The organism is Crocinitomicaceae bacterium (assembly GCA_016708105.1).
GTDB lineage: Bacteria > Bacteroidota > Bacteroidia > Flavobacteriales_D > Crocinitomicaceae > JADJGJ01.
Window position 1 is genome coordinate 588,146 of the sequence record JADJGJ010000002.1, and the last position, 19,095, is coordinate 607,240.

Sequence of the window (19,095 nt, forward strand, 5' to 3'; positions counted from 1 at the left end):
TAATAGATCCAATAATTATTATTCCATTGTGATATTCAATCCCAAACCGGCAAGCTCATTCAACAATACATTGAATGATTCTGGTATACCTGGTTCATGGAATACTTCACCTTTGACAATTGACTCGTAAGCTTTTGCTCTACCAATCACGTCATCAGATTTAATTGTAAGAATTTCACGCAGGATATTTGCTGCACCGTATGCTTCAAGTGCCCAAACCTCCATCTCACCAAAACGCTGACCACCAAATTGTGCTTTACCACCAAGAGGTTGTTGAGTGATGAGTGAGTATGGTCCAATTGAACGTGCGTGCATTTTGTCATCTACCATGTGACCAAGTTTCAACATATAGATCACCCCAACTGTTGCTGCCTGGTCAAATTTTTCACCGGTGAGACCATCAGTAAGATGTGTTTTACCAAATTTTGGTATTCCGGCTTTTTCGGTGTATTCGGTTATAGTCTCCAGCGATGCTCCGTCAAAAATTGGTGTAGCAAATTTAACCCCAAGCTCCATACCTGCCCAACCTAATACAGTTTCGTAAATCTGTCCAAGGTTCATACGTGAAGGTACCCCAAGTGGATTAAGTACGATATCTACCGGTGTTCCATCTGGTAAGAAAGGCATGTCTTCTTCACGAACGATGTTCGCAACAATTCCTTTATTCCCGTGACGTCCGGCCATTTTATCTCCAACTTTCAGTTTGCGTTTTTTAGCAACGTATACTTTGGCCATTTTTACAATTCCCGCAGGTAATTCATCACCAACTGATATTTGGAATTTTTTGCGTTTATAAACTCCAAGTAAATCATTTGCTTTGATATTGAAGTTATGCAGTAAGCGTTGAATGAGTTTATTCGTTGCTGTATCAGCTGTCCACTCATAAGGATTGACAATTGAAAAATCAACGGTTTGTAAACTCTTAGCGGTAAATTTAACCCCTTTCTTTAGAATCTCTTCTTTGTAATTGTTGAAGACACCGTTTGATTTTTGCTCACCCAAAATGTTGAGTAATTTATCAATCAAAACTGATTTCAATTCACCGGCTTCTTTTTCGTAGTCGGCATCTAATTGTGCCAATACCGGTTTATCTTTTGCCTTTGTTTTACGATCTTTAATTGCGCGTGAAAATAATTTTTTATCAATTACCACACCGCGTAATGATGGACCGGCTTTCAACGATGCATCTTTTACGTCTCCTGCTTTATCACCAAAGATTGCACGTAAAAGTTTTTCTTCCGGTGATGGATCTGTTTCGCCTTTTGGTGTGATTTTTCCGATCAGGATATCTCCTTCTTTGATATCAGCACCAATTCTGATAATTCCGTTTTCGTCAAGATCTTTGGTAGCATCTTCAGAAACATTTGGAATATCAGCAGTCAACTCTTCCAAACCACGTTTTGTATCACGAACTTCTAACGCATACTCATCAATGTGAATTGAGGTGAAGATATCGTTGCGAACTACTTTTTCAGAAATTACAATCGCATCCTCAAAGTTGTATCCTTGCCAAGGCATGAAAGCAACTTTTAAGTTTTGACCCAAAGCAAGTTCTCCGTTTTCTGTTGCAAATCCTTCACACAATACTTGTCCTTTTTCAACCTTTGTTCCTTTGAAAACAATTGGACGCAAATTGATGGTAGTACTTTGATTTGTCTTTTGGAATTTAGTTAACTCGTACGTTTTAAGATCACCATCAAAACTAACTAATTTGTCATCTTTAGACATGTTGTAACGAATTTTAATTTCGTTCGCATCAACATACTCAACAACACCATCTCCTTCGGCATTAATAAGTACACGAGAATCTTTTGCAACTAATTTCTCAATTCCTGTTCCTACTACCGGTGCACTTGGTTTAAGCAAAGGCACAGCTTGACGTTGCATGTTTGATCCCATGAGCGCACGGTTGGCGTCATCATGCTCTAGGAAAGGAATTGAAGATGCAGCGATAGATGCAATTTGGTTAGTACCCACATCCATCAGATTTACCGCTTTTGGTTCAACAACCGGGAAATCACCTTCTAAACGTGACTTAACACGTTCAGATGTAATTTTACCTTTACCGTCAACTGAAATGTTTGCCTGAGCAATAATTTTTCCCTCTTCTTCCTCAGCACTGAGGTACATTGGTTTGTCTAATTGTGCTGTTCCGTTTTCAACTTGATAATATGGTGTCTCAATGAAACCAAGCTTATTCACTTTGGCATAAACGCAAAGAGATGAAATCAAACCAATATTTGGACCCTCTGGTGTTTCAATAGTACACAACCGTCCGTAGTGCGTGTAGTGAACGTCACGTACCTCAAATCCGGCACGCTCACGTGAAAGACCTCCAGGCCCGAGTGCTGATAAACGACGTTTGTGCGTTACTTCAGACAGCGGATTGGTTTGATCCATAAACTGAGACAACTGATTTGTTCCAAAGAACGAGTTGATCACTGAAGATAATGTTTTTGCATTGATTAGATCGATAGGGGTGAACACCTCATTATCTCTCACGTTCATGCGCTCACGGATGGTACGTGCCATACGGGCAAGTCCAACACCAAATTGCGTGTGTAACTGCTCACCAACGGTACGAACACGACGATTTGACAAGTGATCAATATCGTCAATCTCCGCTTTTGCATTAATCAATTCAATAAGATATTTTACAATCAGAATGATGTCATCTTTGGTGAGCACTTTCTGATCCATGTCTGTTTTAAGACCTAATTTGGTGTTGATACGGAAACGTCCAACTTCACCAAGGTCATATCGCGTATCCGAGAAAAAGAGTTTTTCAAAAACGCTGCGAGCAGTTTCAAAATCTGGTGGCTCAGCATTTCTCAATTGACGATAGATATGCTCTACCGCTTCTTTTTCAGAGTTTGATGTGTCTTTTTGTAGGGTATTATAGATGATCGCATAATCAGCTGTGTTGACATTTTCTTTGTGAAGAATTATTGTTTTCACGCCTGAATCAGCAATCAGATCAAGATGATCTTTTTCAAGAATGGTTTCACGATCAAGTAAAACTTCGTTACGTTCAATTGAAACAACCTCACCGGTATCTTCATCAACGAAATCTTCAATCCACGTTTTTAGCACACGGGCTGCAAGTTTGCGCCCAAGCACTTTTTTCATAGCTGCTTTGTTTACTTTGAATTCATCCGCTAAATCAAAGATTTCAAGAATATCCTTATCAGTTTCATAACCGATTGCACGGAACAAAGTAGTTACAGGTAATTTCTTTTTACGGTCAATGTAAGCGTACATGACATTGTTGATGTCAGTAGCAAACTCTATCCATGATCCTTTGAAAGGGATGATACGGGCAGAGTACAATTTTGTACCGTTAGCGTGTCTGCTTTGACCAAAAAACACGCCTGGAGAACGATGTAATTGAGATACTATTACGCGCTCAGCTCCGTTGATCACAAATGATCCTTTAGGAGTCATGTATGGAATAGTTCCCAAATAAACGTCCTGCACGATGGTCTCAAAATCTTCATGCTCAGGGTCGGTACAATACAATTTCAGTTTTGCCTTGAGTGGAACACTATAGGTAAGTCCTCGATCAATACACTCGGTTATGGTATATCTTGGTGGGTCAATGAAGTAATCAAGGAACTCCAATACAAACTGGTTACGTGTGTCAGTGATTGGAAAATTTTCGCTGAAAACTTTGAAGAGGCCTTCGTTACTCCTGTTTTCCGGCGTAGTTTCAAGCTGGAAAAACTGTCTGAAAGATTCGAGCTGAATGTCTAAGAAATCTGGATATTCTAATCCTGTTGAACGGCTGCCCAGATTAATTCTTTCGGTGATATTTTTTTGTGTTGCCAAGGCTAAAAAATTTAGTTAAACAAATTCATTCAAAAACAAGGTCCATTTTTAAACAGATGTAGGCACATACCCATTGGGTAGTGCCTAATCTGTGTAAATACAAGCCTTTATTAGTTAACTTCAACTACTGCACCTGCCTCTTCAAGAGATTTTTTCAGGCCAGCAGCTTCGTCTTTAGAAACTCCTTGTTTAAGAGGAGAAGGAGCTTTGTCAACGAGTTCTTTTGCTTCTTTCAGTCCAAGACCAGTTAGATCTTTAACCAATTTCACGATAGCAAGTTTGTTAGCACCTGCATCTTTCAGAACAACATCAAATTCTGTTTTTTCAGCAGCAGCTTCTGCGCCTCCACCACCAGCAACAACTACTGCAGCAGCTGCAGGTTCAATGCCGTACTCGTCTTTCAATATTTGAGCCAATTCGTTAACTTCTTTTACTGTCAGGTTAACCAATTTTTCTGCGAATTCTTTTAATTCAGCCATTTTATTTTGTTTTATTAATGTTAATACTTCACTCTTTTTTACAAGAGTATTTTAATTTTCTGCTGGCCATTTGCGGTCTTCACGAGTAAGACCAGAAATAACTTTTTGAGCAGGTGATTTAAGAGCAAGAATAATATCGGCAACAAGCTCATTTTTGCTTTTCAACGCAGCAAGCATATCCACATTTTTATCACCTACATAGGTGTTTTCTTGGATATATGCCCCTTTCAAAACCGGCTTATCACTTTTTCTTCTAAACTCTTGTATCAATTTGGCAGGTACGTTACCTACTTCTGAAAACATTACCGCTGTAGGCCCATGTAACGCTTCAAACAGATCAGCATAATTTCTGTCTGCAAAACGTTGCATTGCTTTTTTAAGGAGCGTATTTTTTACTACCCGCAACTCTACTTTACTATGGAAGCATTTTCTGCGCAAGTTGTTGATAGATTCTACGTCCAGTCCGGCTGTATCAGTCAGATAAAACACGCCTGATTCAGACAACTTTGCCGCCAAATCATCAATGTACTTTGATTTTTCTTCTTTTGTCATTTTATAGCGTATTTATTATTGAGCAAAACTTCTGGCATCAATTGAAATGCCCGGACTCATGGTTGAACTCATGTAGATACTTTTTATGTAAGTACCTTTTGCAGATGAAGGCTTCATCCGAACAATTGTCTGAAGCAATTCATTCGCGTTTTCTTCAATCTTTTTGGGATCGAAAGAAACTTTAGCTACTGCAGAATGTACGATACCATTTTTATCAACACGGAAATCAATTTTACCAGCTTTGGTTTCAGTTACAGCTTTACCGACATCCATTGTTACGGTTCCGGTTTTCGGGTTAGGCATCAATCCGCGAGGACCGAGTATTTTACCTAAAGCACCTACTTTACCCATTACTGAAGGCATGGTGATAATCACGTCGATATCTGTCCAGCCTGCTTTGATTTTGTTGATGTAATCATCTAACCCAACGTGGTCAGCTCCGGCTGCTTTAGCCTCAGTTTCTTTGTCGGGTGTACACAATACAAGTACCCTTACATTTTTACCAGTACCGTGTGGAAGTGCAACACTACCACGTACCATTTGATTGGCTTTTCTTGGGTCAACGCCGAGGCGCACCGCAATGTCAACCGATGCATCAAATTTTGTTGTTGAAATTTCCTTAACCAGGCTTGAAGCTTCAGCTAAGGAATAAGCTTTTGCCCGATCAATTTTCGCGAGCACAACTTTTCTCTTTTTACTTACTCTTGCCATGATTAATTTGATTTTGGAAATTCACCTGTTACTGTAAGACCCATACTGCGAGCTGTGCCGGCTACCATTCTCATGGCAGACTCCACTTTAAAACAATTCATGTCCTGAATTTTGTCTTCAGCAATTGTTTTAATTTGATCCCATGATACCTTACCAACTTTGTTACGGTTTGGTTCTGCTGAACCTGATTTCAATTTAGTAGCTTCAAGAAGTTGTACGGCTACCGGTGGTGTTTTTACAACAAATTCAAACGATTTGTCTGCATAAACTGTAATAACTACCGGAAGAACTTTCCCTGGTTTATCTTGGGTTCTAGCATTAAATTGCTTACAGAACTCCATGATGTTTACCCCTTTGGAACCGAGAGCCGGACCAACTGGAGGGGAAGGATTAGCCGCTCCACCTTTAATTTGAAGCTTAATTAATCCAACGATTTGTTTTGCCATTTTTGTTTGTTTTTTGTAGTTCAATCGTGCGTTAATCGGTGAGGGAAGCATTCAGTGCTCACCGTAGCACTCCTACACGTTAATAAAACTCTTAATTGCTTTTGTCAACCTGCATGTAGCTTAGTTCTAATGGTGTTTTACGACCAAAGATTTTTACCATTACCTGCAGTTTTTTCTTTTCTTCATTTATTTCTTCAATAACCCCGTTAAACCCGTTGAATGGACCATCAATCACCTTTACTGTCTCACCAATAACATAAGGAATATTTAGTTCTTCCTCATGTTCACTTAATTCATCCACCTTACCAAGTATACGATTCACTTCTGAAACGCGCATTGGCATGGGCTCACCGCCTTTTGTTCCGCTCATAAAACCAATTACGTTTGGAACATTGTTAATCATGTGTTGTACTTCTCCATCAAGCACCGCTTCAAGAAGCACATATCCTGGTAAATAAGAACGTTCTTTCGAAATTTTCTTACCGTTTTTTATCTGATACACTTTTTCAGTTGGGATCAATACTTGTCCAACCAAATGTTCAAGTTTGTGCCGTTTAATCTCCATTTCAATGGAGTCGCGTACTTTTTTTTCTTTTCCGCCGACAGCACGAACCACATACCAGAGCTTTTTCTCATCTCCGGTGGGTTTGTTTTTATTTGTTTTTTCTTCTGCCATTGGATTAGCCTTGAACGATACTGTAATAAAGCCCTAAAAATCCTCGCCAGAAACTATCAATTGAATTAATTCCAAAGATAAAATCCATTGCAAAAATGATAAGAGCAAAAATGATTGAAGCCACCAGAACTACAATCGAACTGCTTTGAAGTTGACTCCATGTTGGCCAGGTCACTTTGTGAACCAACTCGCCGAATGACTCTTCAATGTATTGAATAATATTAGCCATTTCTAATTTCTTTTATAAGCCCCGGTTTACTTTTGCACTGAGTTGAAGTAAGACCTGTAAATTAATTGATCCGGAACAAGCCGGATTTATTCTTTTTTTCCTTTTCACTTCAGGGATTGATGATTATTCCTGATTTTTCTATTTCACATTTATTATGAGCGGTTGACGTTTTTTTGTCTTTCAAAATTCAAAATCAATTCGCCCTTTTACTTATGCACGGGCGGAGAGATTCGAACTCCCATCAACGGTTTTGGAGACCGCTATTCTACCCTTGAACTACGCCCGTAAAAGAGAGAGGCTATTCACCTCTCTCGTCTACTTTGTTCATTTAATTATTTCAAAATTTCAGTTACCTGACCAGCACCAACTGTTCTACCACCCTCACGGATAGCGAAACGAAGACCCTGGCCGATAGCTACCGGAACGATCAATTTTACAGTAATTGTAACGTTGTCACCAGGCATAACCATTTCACGACCATCTCCAAGAATAATTTCACCAGTTACGTCAGTTGTTCTAACGTAAAACTGAGGACGATATTTATTATGGAATGGAGTGTGACGTCCACCTTCTTCTTTTTTCAGGATATAAACCTCAGCTTTGAATTCTGTGTGAGGAGTAATTGAACCTGGTTTTGCGATAACCATACCACGACGGATATCAGTTTTCTCAATACCTCTTAACAACAAACCTACGTTGTCACCAGCTTCACCTCTGTCAAGGATTTTGCGGAACATCTCAACACCAGTTACAACTGATTTCAGTTTTTCTTCACCCATTCCGATGATGTCAACCTCTTCACCAGAGTTGATTACACCTGTTTCAATTTTACCAGTAGCAACAGTACCACGACCAGTAATAGAGAACACGTCTTCAACCGGCATCAAGAATGCTTTATCAACTTCACGAACAGGAAGTTCGATCCAGCTGTCAACTGCATCCATCAACGCTTTTACGGTAGCAACCCATTTTTCTTCACCGTTCAATGCTCCTAGAGCAGAACCTTGAATAACAGGAGTTTTTTCACCGTCATATGAATAGAAAGATAATAAATCTCTGATTTCAATTTCAACAAGCTCTAACAATTCAGGATCATCAACCATATCCACTTTATTCATGAATACAACCATACGAGGAACGCCAACCTGACGACCTAAAAGGATGTGTTCACGAGTCTGAGGCATTGGACCATCAGTAGCAGCAACCACAAGGATTGCACCATCCATCTGAGCAGCACCTGTTACCATGTTTTTAACGTAATCCGCGTGACCCGGGCAATCTACATGCGCGTAGTGACGTGATTGAGTAGCATACTCAACATGTGACGTGTTAATAGTGATACCTCTTTCTTTCTCTTCAGGAGCGTTATCAATAGAAGAGAAATCGCGCAGCTCAGCCAGACCTTCTTTTGCAAGAACGGTTGTGATAGCGGCAGTTAGAGTTGTTTTACCGTGGTCAACGTGACCAATTGTTCCAATGTTTACGTGCGGTTTGGAACGGTTATAGGTTTCCTTAGCCATAATCTACGATTGTTTACTTTTTATTATTAATACAAAATTTACAAAATACAAAAACACACCCCTTAACAAGTGTGATAATCATTTGAGCCAACGATGGGAATTGAACCCACGACCTCTTCCTTACCAAGGAAACGCTCTACCCCTGAGCTACGTCGGCACAATGCTCTTTTAATTTTTATTGAGCGGGAAACGAGACTCGAACTCGCGACCCTCAGCTTGGAAGGCTGATGCTCTACCAACTGAGCTATTCCCGCCTGTTAATAAAGTAAAGTGGGGAGAGCAGGATTCGAACCTACGAAGACTAAGTCAGCTGAGTTACAGTCAGCCCCAGTTGGCCACTTTGGTATCTCCCCAAGTACTTTATTATACTTGAGCCGGCAGAGGGACTCGAACCTCCGACCTGCTGATTACAAATCAGCTGCTCTACCAACTGAGCTATGCCGGCCTACATGATTAAAAGAACACGTTAAAACCCCTATTTTTTTGAAAACGGGAGTGCAAATATATGAAACTTATTGACAGTGTCAACAAGTTTTTGAAAATTTTTAGGGATTATAGGGATTATTGTCCTAACATTTTGGCCTTCAGATTTTCATCTGCCGGATCATCACAGAGCCAAATTCCAAAAAGAGCTTGTTTGAAGTCAAGACCGGTGATAGTGAGCACAACAGTGTTGTTTTTACTCAATGAAGTTCCTTTTCCAGGCATATAAATGAGGTCAAAAATATCGCCAACGCCTATTTCTTGTTTGAATCCGGCGTTGATCAACTCATCTATTTTTGATTGAATTGGTGCGGTATTGTCATTGGTTGATTTTTCAAATCCGGTGCGGATAGCTTCTTCCATATTTTCTTTGGTGACAAAGCTTGAGATTACTCTCATTTTTATGCCCATTGGTTCATCAGCTTTGATGATTTTATCAGCGTCAGAAGATTTTTCACGCAGATACAAAACACCAATGTATAAGTCCAAGGTCATTTTTTCACGGATGCCACCTCCGTTTATCTTTAAATATTCATCACCTGCCTTCATTACATTTGGCATGACGATACCTCCAATTTTTGTTTGACCAAAGCTCATAGCAGAGATCAACATGACGATTGCGACGAGATAAAATCTTTTCATAAGCATTCTTTTTTTTGGGTTCAAATGGATCAGACTAGGAACAAATAAAAAACCCACGACTGATGCGTGGGTTCAAATATATAAAATAAAACATTTGTTTACTGATGCTTACCTTTGTGTTTATCAACTTGGCGACGCAACGCTTCACAAGCTAAATCGGTTGCTTCTTCAAAACTTTTACATTGTTTTTTTGCAAATAATTCTTTGCCCGGAATCATCAGTTTGATTTCAGCTACTTTGTTTTCAGAATCATCTGATTTATCAAGTTTCAGGATGACTTCACCTGAAATTATTTTATCAAAATATGTTCCTAATTTGGTTACTCTTCCGTTGACGAAATCGATCAATTTTTTGTCTGCATCAAAGTGCAGGGAGTGAACTTGTAAATCCATAGTTTTAAATTTTAATCTGCTCCTCCTCGGGGATGAGCTTTGTTATAAATCTTCTTTATTTGAGCAAACGAATTGTGTGTGTATATCTGTGTTGCAGATAAATCAGCATGACCCAGCAGCTTTTTTATTGACTCAAGTGAAGCACCATTATTTAACATGTGCGTAGCAAAAGTGTGCCTTAGTACATGCGGACTTTTTTTACTCAAATCCGTTGCCTTACCAAGGTAGTAATTAACTTTTCTATAAACAAATTTTGGACTAAGTTTTTTGCCTGATTTATCACAGAACAAATAATCACCGTTGGAATTGAGCAGATCTTTTTGTTGTCTAAACTCTTCAATCAATTTTGTGAGGGCAGAAGAAATGGGAATAATCCGCTCTTTATTTCTTTTTCCAAGCACTTTTATTTGTGACTTGCTGATGTCTGATTCTTTGAGATTAATTAATTCACTTAGACGAATACCGGTTTGATAGAATGTTTCAAGAATTAGTTTCACAAGACACGTGGCATATTCATCATCTTCATCAGATACCGTATTTACGTTCCAAACTTGTGATTCAGGGACAAAATTGGGAAGAGATTTTTTCTGTTTGAGACTTTTTACTTTCGTCGCCGGATTAACTGCGCAATTATCTGTTTGTCTTAGAAATTTGAAAAAAGTTTTAACGCTAGATAGTTTGCGATTCACGCTGGTGTTTTCAAGTCCTTGTTCAACCAATTCTACCAGATAAGATCTCAAGTGACGGTGTTTCAAATCTTTTATTTCGTCATCAGAAGAAATGGCAAGAATTTCAAGAAAATTTTCAATATCTTTTTTATATGCAATAACAGTATGTTCACTGTATCGCTTTTCATGGATGAGATAATGAATAAAATCTTCAGGTAATTGCATAAAAAAAAGGGGCACAAGCCTGTACCCCTTCAATACGTATGAAGTTAAAAATTGTTGTGCTTAATTTCCTTCTTGGCTGTTCATTTTCTGCTTATAAATAGCTTTCAAACGACCTTGACGAAGTTCAACAGAAGGTTTGGTGAAAGACTGACGCTCTCTGAGTTCACGGAGAACTCCGGTTTTTTCATATTTCTTTTTATACTTTTTAAGCGCTCTTTCAATGTTTTCGCCTTCTTTAATTGGAATAATAAGCATATAATTTTCTTTTGTTCGTTCAATTTTGGACCGCAAAGATAGGATAAAAATTGAAATTAGTTCATTATTTTAAAATTTCCCTTGAAATTACCAGTTTTTGTATTTCAGAAGTGCCTTCGCCAATGGTGCAAAGTTTAGAATCACGGAAGAATTTCTCAACCGGAAAATCTTTGGTATAGCCATAACCACCGAAGATTTGAACAGCTTCGGTAGAGACAGCAACAGCCACTTCAGATGCGTAATATTTAGCCATTGCAGACTCTTTAGTCATTTTTTCACCGCGTTCTTTCAAGTCAGCGGCACTAAGTAATAGTAATTCAGCAGCCTGAATTTTAGTAGCCATATCGGCCAGTTTAAAGGCTATGCCCTGAAACTGCGAGATAGGTTTTCCAAACTGTTCACGTTCTTTTGAATATTTGACAGCAGCATTGAAAGCACCCTTAGCAATACCCAGAGCAAGCGATCCGATGGAAATTCTTCCTCCATCCAATACTTTCATAGATTGAATAAATCCATAACCTTCTTTGCCAATGAGTTGATCTTTATGCACTCTGCAATTCGTGAAAATTAGTTCAGCGGTTTCTGACGCACGCATGCCCAGTTTATTTTCTTTTTTACCTGAATTAAAACCAGGCGTTCCTTTCTCAATAATGAAAGCTGACATGCCATGTGAATCACCCTTTTCACCGGTGCGCGCAATTACAACGGCAACATCACCAGTAATAGCATGCGTGATAAAATTCTTTGATCCATTGAGTACATAATAGTCACCATCTTTCACGGCGGTAGTTGCCATTCCGCCGGCATCAGAACCTGTGCCTGTTTCAGTTAATCCCCAGGCGCCAATCCATTCACCGGTTGCCAGTTTTGTGAGGTATTTTTTCTTTTGCTCTTCACTACCGTGGTACATGATATGCCCGGTGCAAAGTGAGTTATGCGCTGCAACGGATAATCCAATAGAACCACATACTTGAGCAATTTCACTAATCACGGTGATGTACTCAAAGTAAGAGAGACCGCTTCCACCATATTCAGTTGGAACCAGCACACCCATTAAACCAAGTTCACCTAATTTTTTAAAAACAGGAACGGGGAATTCTTGTGATTCATCCCATTTCATTACGTTTGGTCTGATTTCTTTTTCAGCGAAATCACGAACCATTTGTTTTATCATGACCTGATTGTCATTTTCTATAAGCTGCATGGAGAGTAATTTTTTTCTAAAAGCGCACTAAAGTACTAATATTTTCTGAGTAATTTTTTATCCTATTCTGTCCATTCAAAAAAGAAAGGTCAACCAAGAAACTAAAGCCGGCAATTTTACCGTTTTGTTTCAAAATTAGCTCGGCAGCAGCAGATGCCGAGCCACCCGTTGCAAGTAGGTCATCATGAATGAGAATTTGCTGACCAGGTTGTATTGAATCAACATGCATTTCAATCTCTGCTGTGCCATATTCAAGTTCATACGCATGTGAAATCGTTTTATATGGCAACTTTCCTTTTTTTCTTACTAAAATAAACGGAACATTCAAGGCCATTGCAAGAGGCATTCCTAGTAAAAAACCTCTACTTTCAATGCCAGCAATACCATCAATTTTTTTTCCTTTAAAATCGGTTATTATTTGACTCACCATTTGTTGACATAAGCCGGGATCTGCCATCAGCGGGGTGATATCTTTGAATAGTATTCCCGGTTTTGGAAAATCAGGTACATCGCGAATAATCGTTTTTAATTTTTGTTCTAATTCCATGGGATAAAATTATGTGTTTTTAATGTGAAATTGGCACCGTTTATCAATCTTCAAAAGATATATAGTGCAATAGCATGTTTAGTTTGGATTGATCAATAATTTTTTCATCAAGCAAGAAATTAAGATGTTGAATTTTTTCAGTTTCACGTTTTTTCAAAATGGAGGCCGTTGCGGCGAAATCAATGTATGGATGTTTATCAATTTCATCTTTACTTGCTGAATTGATTTGGATTTTTTTCAGTGTTGATGCATCTGCTACAAAATGGTCAACCAAAACCTGATACATTTCTTCAGTCAGGTTGTAAACTTCATGTAACTGTGTCATGCTGTAAAAACCGCCCAATGAGTTGCGATAATTTAAAATTCGGCTTGCCATTTTTTCACCAATACCGGGCAAGGCTTCAAGATCAGCTGCGGTTGCCAGATTAATGTTTTGCAGAACTGAATTTTGTGTAGTTTGAGATTCAGTATTTAGTTGAATATACGGTTCCAGTTCAGCATATTTTTCTTCACTGATTACAAAAACTTTTTTCAGATCAGTTTTTTGTTTGAATGAGCCAATTTTTTGACGATAAGAAATGATGGATGCGGCTTGTTTTTCAGAAAAACCTAAATCAATCCAGCCAGCAGTTTCTAAGGTATTTGGATCAAAATAAAAATAGTCAATTTGCTTTTGTGGCTTATTTTCTGAGTAAGAAATTTCACGTTGTGCACTATCCGGTTTGAACGTTAGAAAATCTGCCTGATCAGCAGGAATAATTTCAACATCAAAATCTGCCTTTGAATTTTGTAACGCAAGATAAATTATGAAAAAAAACATCAATACAATCCAGATGAGAAATCCGGCTTGTTGTCCACGTGTCAGAGAAAAATATTTTTTCAAGACTTGGTAGCAAAAATCATGCGTTATTCCTGATCATCATTTTCAGTGAATGAATCAGGCTCTTCATGTTTTTTAGTAGTGAGTACCCGATAGAAAAAATAACCTGTAACACAAGCAATGGTTATTTCAGTAACAAGCATCATGATTAGTGCAGAAGTATTCATATAAACTAGGTTAATTATTTTTTAAACTATTCATGCAATTCTTTCTCAAGAGGAAATCTTCCTTCTCGTATTCGTTTTTTATAGGCACGATAAACGAGATAAGCAATGCCAAGCCAAAGGGCTAAAAGACCGGCGCGAGAGATGTTAACGTAAAGCAGCTTTGTTTTCAAATCAGCAATCACTGTTGCATCAGTTGTAGCGGCAATTGCGTCGTAGATATCTTTGTTTATTATTTTATCCCAAATACCCGGCATACTCATAAAGAATACATATCCTAAAAGTAAGGGTGTGATATACTTGATGATGAATTTAAAAACATTGGGCACCTTAATATCAGAACCCGCGGTTATTTCTCGCCAACCTTTATCCATGCCAAATACCCAGGCAAATAAAATGATTTCAAAGAAAGCAAATACAACTAAGGCAACGGTACCTGCCCAATAATCATATTCATCAAACACACCCTGATTGAAGAACAGAACAGTCGGCAAACCAAGCAACATCACTATGCCGCCAAACGCCCATGCTGCAGGTTTTCTTTTCCATCCATATTCATCTTCCAGAAAACCCATTACCGGTGTGCCCATTGCAAGAGAAGATGTGACACCGGCAAAGAAAAGCAAGCCAAACCAAAATATGCCGGCAATAATTGCCATTACCGTTCCCCATTGATCAAACAAGTATGGCATAGTCTGAAATCCAAGACCAAGGCCACCGTTTTTTGTCATTTGAACAACGGTGTCAATTCCGAGATATCCAACCGCTATAGGAATTAAAATGGCAGAACCAAGTACTACCTCAACAAATTCATTCATCCAACCAGCGCTCATGGCGTTGAGGGCAATGTCATCTTTCTTTTTAACATACGATGCATAACATTGTATTGAGCCCATACCTAATGAGAGTGTGAAAAATACTTGTCCGGCGGCTGCTAGCCACACTTTTGGTTCCCATATTGAACTAAAATCAGGAGTCCATAAAAAGTTCAAACCTACCACCCCGTCAAATGTTGCGCCGTGTTCACCAGCTTTAATAGTTATCGCTTTATATGCGAGAAACGCACCGAAAATAAGCAGTAAAGGCATTCCAATTTTTGCCGCTTTTTCAACACCACCACTCAAACCGCGAGAAAGAATCCAAGTATTTAATAAAAGACAAATCAGCCAAAAAATAATTGGCATTGCTGAGAATCCACCTTCACCATTTTGTAGTGATACATAGTTTCCAAAATAGGTTGCAACTTGTTCTTGAGTTTGTCCTGAAAACGTACCCGCAATGGAGTTCCAAACATAAGACAATGTCCATGATTCAAGATAGCAATAATATGCGGCCACGGCAACATTGGTGAAAATTCCAAAAACACCGATGTATTTCCAAAATTTTCTGCGATCCATGGCGTCAAAAATAAACGGCGTACTGTGATGTCCTTTTGAGCCACCAAAGCGTCCGCTTGACCATTCAACAAATAAAAGAGGTAAGCCCATTAAAACAAAACATACGATGTAAGGAATGATAAAAGCTCCACCTCCGTTTTGAATTGCCTGAACAGGGAATCGCAAAAAATTTCCAAGTCCTACCGCGTTGCCTGCCATTGCTAAAATGAGACCCACCCGTGAGCCCCATGCTTCAGTATTTGCCATGTATCTATTTTTTGATGATGGGTAAATTTAACCCAATATCCTGAATGGGCAAGAATTTTTTTAAAGATGATTTTTGATTTTCAATTATTCAACAAAAATCAACGCAACCGTTGTAGAGATTCTTCAAATGTAAGCGGGTCATATTTCAGATCACGTTTTGCTTTGTCTAAAATAAATCCTGTGCGCAAGGGACGTTTAGCTTTTTGATTGAGCGTTTCAGAAGATACGGCAAGTAATTTTGATTTGTCATATCCGTAAAATTCTGCAATGCGAAAAACCATTTCAAAGATGGAGAATGTTTCAGGGCCTGAGATATGGTAGATACCGGTTGCGTTTAGATTTGCTGTTTGAATACAAGCCCAGGCTAAATCGTCAGCCCAGGTAGGTGCTCTGAACTGGTCATTCACAATTTTTAATTCTTGACCTGATTTCAATGCTTCTTTTGCCCACAAAACAATATTTGATCTGCTCAAATTATGACCTTGCCCAAAGACAATAATGGTGCGCAAAATTGCCCAGTTTTTATATTCACTCTGCAATAATATATCTTCAGAATCAGCTTTTGATTGAGCATAAATACTGAGCGGATTTCGGTCATCTGTTTCTTTGTACGGGCCCTTTAATCCATCAAAAACAAAATCAGTTGAAACATGGATGAGGTGAATATTGTTTTCAATTGAAATATTGAGTAGCGTTTTCACAGCATCCACATTAATTTTCTGACAAGCGACTTCTTTGTCTTCACACTCATCAACATTAGTCATGGCAGCGGTGTTGATAATGCAGGTGGGTTGATGTTTTTCAATCAAATTTTTAATTTCTGTTTCAGAGGTGATATCTAAATTTTCATAGTACTGATTAGGGCAATCAGGATTTCTATTTTCACCTTTTGAGGTAGCAATAAAATCAATATTTTGTCTCAGTAATTGTGAAACTACTTTTTGCCCTAACAAACCATTAGAGCCGGTGAGTAATATTTTTAAATCAGATGCCAAAAAGAGAATTCAATTTATTAATTTGATTTGGATTTCCAAGAACAAAAAGTTTTGATCCGGGTTCAATTTTTGTTGTGCTATCAGGGTTGATTTTAAATTCTCCGGTTGATGATTTGTATCCAATGACATTACAACCTGATTGTGATTTTTCTTCAAGTTCACGAATAGTGCAGGATTTTAAATCACCGGGTATCTGATCAAATTTTATTTCTTCAAGATTAACGGATGACTTACCTGAAACGCGAATGAGATCAATAAACTCCATCAAGTCAGGTGTGACAATGAGAGATGCCATGTGTGCGCCGCCAACAACATCAGGCATAATTACATTAGATGCACCGGCAACTTTGAGTTTTTTTACTGATGACAAGGCAGATGCACGTGAAATAATATTGAGATTTTTATTCAATTCATGGGCTGATAAAACAACAAACAAATTATCTGTATCTGCAGGCAAGGCAGTGACGAGTGCAGTTGCATTTTTTATTCCGGCTTTCTCTAAAATTTCATCATGCGTTGCGTCACCTTGAATAAAGGTTATCTCATCATGTTTATCATGCAAATCCAATTCATTTTTTTCGATGACAACAATTTTTTTACCGTAAAATAAAAGTTCACTGGCAGCCTGTTTACCTACTCTTCCGTATCCACAAATGATTGTGTGATTTTCCATGCGTTGAACAGATTTTATTGTTTTTAATTCAGCCCGGTATTTTTTTAATTCGCCTGACGCAAGATACGAAGTTATTACAGAAACGGTATAAGCAATTGTTCCAAAACTTGTGATGATGAGTGAAGCCGTGAAAACTCTACCGCCAAGAGAAAGCGGATGAATTTCTCCAAACCCAACTGTTGTAACGGTAATAACCGTCATGTAGAAAGAATCAAACCAAGCCCATTTTTCAATGAAGTGAAACCCAATGGTGCCTGATAAAATAATAATTAGTGTAAGAAAGAAGGCATGATATAAACCCTTGAAATATTTGTATCCGGCAATCATATTAAAGTTCCCAGATAGTTTTTCTTTTACGCTGAAATTTAAAAATGTGTTTGTGTTCTAATATCCACGCCATCATCAGATAAAGTAAAACAGGAGAACCCAATCCAATAAAAGAGAAATAAATAAAAAACAACCTTACACGTGAAACGTTGATATTCATTTTACGCGCAAACCACGCACTCACTCCAAAAGACCGGAGTTCAAAAAACAAGGTGATTTTCTGAAATAGACTCATGCGCGCAGTAAGGAATTTCCTATACTACAAATTAAACACTTTTTTTTGTCACAGAACTCATTTTTCTGTTCAATCAAGGCTTGGGTGTCATAAGCAGATGATGCCGAAAGGTTAAGTTTTTTCCATTTTTCAATGAGGCTATTTTTTTCGGCGGGTAGCTCTGAAAGTATGTCTGTTGCCTGCATTTTTAAATATTCATCAGCCTGATAAATACCGCAAGCAAATAGATAGGGGACAACAGCATTAACCAGAACCAGATGACAAAAATCATGCGTGAGATTTTTGCTGCCACGTATTGAAACGTTTTTGAAGTGATAGTGATTTTGCCAAAAAGCAGGTAAGTCAATTTGCATTTTAACTAGTAGATCAGCAATAACCATTTGTGAAGGCAATTGATCAAATATTCCTTCTTTTTTTCTAATTAATTCAGCCAGTTGTGCAAGCCTGATAGTTGGATAGCCCGGTGGATTCATGCGTGAAAATCTGAAACATGAACCTTCCATTTCTCTCAATTGATATTTATGTTTTAAATAGGAAAACTCTTGGGTTAATTCTTTGCAATAAGCTTCATCAGACATTGCGGGTAACATGCCTGAAATACCGAAGAGAAGAGCATGAATGAGAGTAGAATTATCTCTATTTTTTTCTATGATGTTCAAATCAGTGAACCTGGCCAATAACTCAAAGGCATCAGCATTTACTTTACCTCCAAATGCGCGTGCAAGTAAAATGAAAAACACTTTTTTAAGATCACCTTTGAACTCATGTATCAGTCTTTCAGCATAGCCGGCTTTGCGTTCAAGCCGGTTGATAAGTGCTTTTTCCTTTTGAGAAGAAATGATGATTTCATCTGTGTGTTGAATCATTTTTTCACAAGCAATGGGGGAAGATTTATCAGTAAAAAGCAGGTTGAATTTTTCAAGATGTTTTTCTGAAATCAGGTTTTTTAATTCAACGACCGGTAATGCCACTCCGCCAATTTCAACATCGGCATCATATTCGTAAACAAAGTGTGCAATTACATTTTTGTAATTTTTGTCATGTTGATGCCGATGTAAATACCAATCAGAAGCTTTGATATGGAACTCAATGGAGCCTGCCCATCGTTTGTTATCAAATTCAATTATTGACGTTAAAAAATCAGGTCCGGCGTTGGGGTTTTGTTGCCCAAACGATAGCACTTTCAAGTCTTTGTTTTGTGATGTTTTAAATGTATTACCCAACTGACGGGTAATAAAAAGATAATGTAAATACTCCTCTCTCATACTTCTTCAATCCGTGGTAAAATTATAAAAGAATTCTAACTGACACAAAACATTCA

General features: G+C 38.2%; 21 protein-coding genes and 5 tRNA genes. All 26 read right to left on the minus strand.

Annotated features, from left to right (window positions below; translation table 11 throughout):
* Positions 1–18 precede the first annotated feature (18 nt).
* The 26 genes from rpoB to IPH66_13800 all read right to left on the minus strand — a co-directional run bounded on the left by rpoB (position 19) and on the right by IPH66_13800 (position 19,039).
* Entirely contained in the window at positions 19–3,810 is a 3,792-nt protein-coding gene (rpoB, locus tag IPH66_13675; protein ID MBK7130393.1) for a DNA-directed RNA polymerase subunit beta, read from the minus strand.
* Between the two features lie 128 nt (positions 3,811–3,938).
* Positions 3,939–4,307, minus strand: coding sequence for a 50S ribosomal protein L7/L12 (gene rplL, locus IPH66_13680; GenBank protein ID MBK7130394.1), 369 nt, complete (start codon positions 4,305–4,307; stop codon positions 3,939–3,941).
* Between the two features lie 51 nt (positions 4,308–4,358).
* Positions 4,359–4,859, minus strand: a complete 501-nt coding sequence (locus IPH66_13685) for a 50S ribosomal protein L10 (GenBank protein ID MBK7130395.1) — start codon at positions 4,857–4,859, stop codon at positions 4,359–4,361.
* Positions 4,860–4,874: 15 nt separating this feature from the next.
* On the minus strand, positions 4,875–5,570 hold the full coding sequence (locus tag IPH66_13690) for a 50S ribosomal protein L1 (protein ID MBK7130396.1): 696 nt from the start codon (positions 5,568–5,570) through the stop codon (positions 4,875–4,877).
* A 2-nt stretch (positions 5,571–5,572) separates the two neighbouring features.
* Complete coding sequence (gene rplK, locus IPH66_13695) at positions 5,573–6,016, minus strand: 50S ribosomal protein L11 (GenBank protein MBK7130397.1); 444 nt, start codon at positions 6,014–6,016, stop codon at positions 5,573–5,575.
* 91 nt (positions 6,017–6,107) lie between these two features.
* Positions 6,108–6,692, minus strand: a complete 585-nt coding sequence (gene nusG / locus IPH66_13700; GenBank protein MBK7130398.1) for a transcription termination/antitermination protein NusG — start codon at positions 6,690–6,692, stop codon at positions 6,108–6,110.
* 4 nt (positions 6,693–6,696) lie between these two features.
* Positions 6,697–6,921, minus strand: a complete 225-nt coding sequence (gene secE, locus IPH66_13705) for a preprotein translocase subunit SecE (protein MBK7130399.1) — start codon at positions 6,919–6,921, stop codon at positions 6,697–6,699.
* 215 nt (positions 6,922–7,136) lie between these two features.
* Positions 7,137–7,207, minus strand: a tRNA-Trp gene (locus IPH66_13710).
* A 46-nt stretch (positions 7,208–7,253) separates the two neighbouring features.
* Positions 7,254–8,441, minus strand: a complete 1,188-nt coding sequence (gene tuf / locus IPH66_13715; protein MBK7130400.1) for an elongation factor Tu — start codon at positions 8,439–8,441, stop codon at positions 7,254–7,256.
* An 85-nt stretch (positions 8,442–8,526) separates the two neighbouring features.
* A tRNA-Thr gene (locus IPH66_13720) sits at positions 8,527–8,598 on the minus strand.
* A gap of 24 nt (positions 8,599–8,622) precedes the next feature.
* A tRNA-Gly gene (locus tag IPH66_13725) sits at positions 8,623–8,695 on the minus strand.
* Between the two features lie 17 nt (positions 8,696–8,712).
* A tRNA-Tyr gene (locus IPH66_13730) sits at positions 8,713–8,794 on the minus strand.
* Positions 8,795–8,813: 19 nt separating this feature from the next.
* Positions 8,814–8,886: transfer RNA gene (locus IPH66_13735), tRNA-Thr, on the minus strand.
* A 116-nt stretch (positions 8,887–9,002) separates the two neighbouring features.
* The gene (locus IPH66_13740; GenBank protein ID MBK7130401.1) at positions 9,003–9,566 is read right to left on the minus strand and encodes a chalcone isomerase family protein; all 564 of its coding nucleotides are present in this window, start codon (positions 9,564–9,566) and stop codon (positions 9,003–9,005) included.
* Between the two features lie 98 nt (positions 9,567–9,664).
* Positions 9,665–9,958 (minus strand): ribosome-associated translation inhibitor RaiA, encoded by a 294-nt coding sequence (gene raiA / locus IPH66_13745; protein ID MBK7130402.1) that lies wholly within the window; start codon positions 9,956–9,958, stop codon positions 9,665–9,667.
* A gap of 11 nt (positions 9,959–9,969) precedes the next feature.
* Positions 9,970–10,851 (minus strand): tyrosine-type recombinase/integrase, encoded by an 882-nt coding sequence (locus tag IPH66_13750; protein ID MBK7130403.1) that lies wholly within the window; start codon positions 10,849–10,851, stop codon positions 9,970–9,972.
* Between the two features lie 60 nt (positions 10,852–10,911).
* Entirely contained in the window at positions 10,912–11,106 is a 195-nt protein-coding gene (locus tag IPH66_13755; GenBank protein ID MBK7130404.1) for a 30S ribosomal protein S21, read from the minus strand.
* 64 nt (positions 11,107–11,170) lie between these two features.
* Positions 11,171–12,280, minus strand: a complete 1,110-nt coding sequence (locus IPH66_13760) for an acyl-CoA dehydrogenase family protein (GenBank protein MBK7130405.1) — start codon at positions 12,278–12,280, stop codon at positions 11,171–11,173.
* A 46-nt stretch (positions 12,281–12,326) separates the two neighbouring features.
* Positions 12,327–12,857, minus strand: coding sequence for an adenine phosphoribosyltransferase (locus IPH66_13765; protein ID MBK7130406.1), 531 nt, complete (start codon positions 12,855–12,857; stop codon positions 12,327–12,329).
* 43 nt (positions 12,858–12,900) lie between these two features.
* On the minus strand, positions 12,901–13,740 hold the full coding sequence (locus IPH66_13770; GenBank protein MBK7130407.1) for a helix-hairpin-helix domain-containing protein: 840 nt from the start codon (positions 13,738–13,740) through the stop codon (positions 12,901–12,903).
* 23 nt (positions 13,741–13,763) lie between these two features.
* Positions 13,764–13,904, minus strand: coding sequence for a hypothetical protein (locus IPH66_13775; protein MBK7130408.1), 141 nt, complete (start codon positions 13,902–13,904; stop codon positions 13,764–13,766).
* Positions 13,905–13,930: 26 nt separating this feature from the next.
* Positions 13,931–15,544 (minus strand): sodium-dependent transporter, encoded by a 1,614-nt coding sequence (locus IPH66_13780; GenBank protein ID MBK7130409.1) that lies wholly within the window; start codon positions 15,542–15,544, stop codon positions 13,931–13,933.
* 98 nt (positions 15,545–15,642) lie between these two features.
* Complete coding sequence (locus tag IPH66_13785) at positions 15,643–16,539, minus strand: SDR family oxidoreductase (GenBank protein ID MBK7130410.1); 897 nt, start codon at positions 16,537–16,539, stop codon at positions 15,643–15,645.
* Entirely contained in the window at positions 16,529–17,539 is a 1,011-nt protein-coding gene (locus IPH66_13790; GenBank protein MBK7130411.1) for a potassium channel protein, read from the minus strand. Before IPH66_13790 ends, IPH66_13785 begins: the two co-directional genes overlap by 11 nt.
* A gap of 1 nt (position 17,540) precedes the next feature.
* On the minus strand, positions 17,541–17,774 hold the full coding sequence (locus IPH66_13795) for a PspC family transcriptional regulator (protein MBK7130412.1): 234 nt from the start codon (positions 17,772–17,774) through the stop codon (positions 17,541–17,543).
* Positions 17,771–19,039 carry a DUF2851 family protein gene (locus IPH66_13800; protein MBK7130413.1) on the minus strand — a complete coding sequence of 423 codons (1,269 nt, stop codon included), beginning with the start codon at positions 19,037–19,039 and terminating at the stop codon, positions 17,771–17,773. The genes IPH66_13795 and IPH66_13800 overlap by 4 nt, the downstream gene beginning before the upstream one ends.
* Positions 19,040–19,095 lie beyond the last annotated feature (56 nt).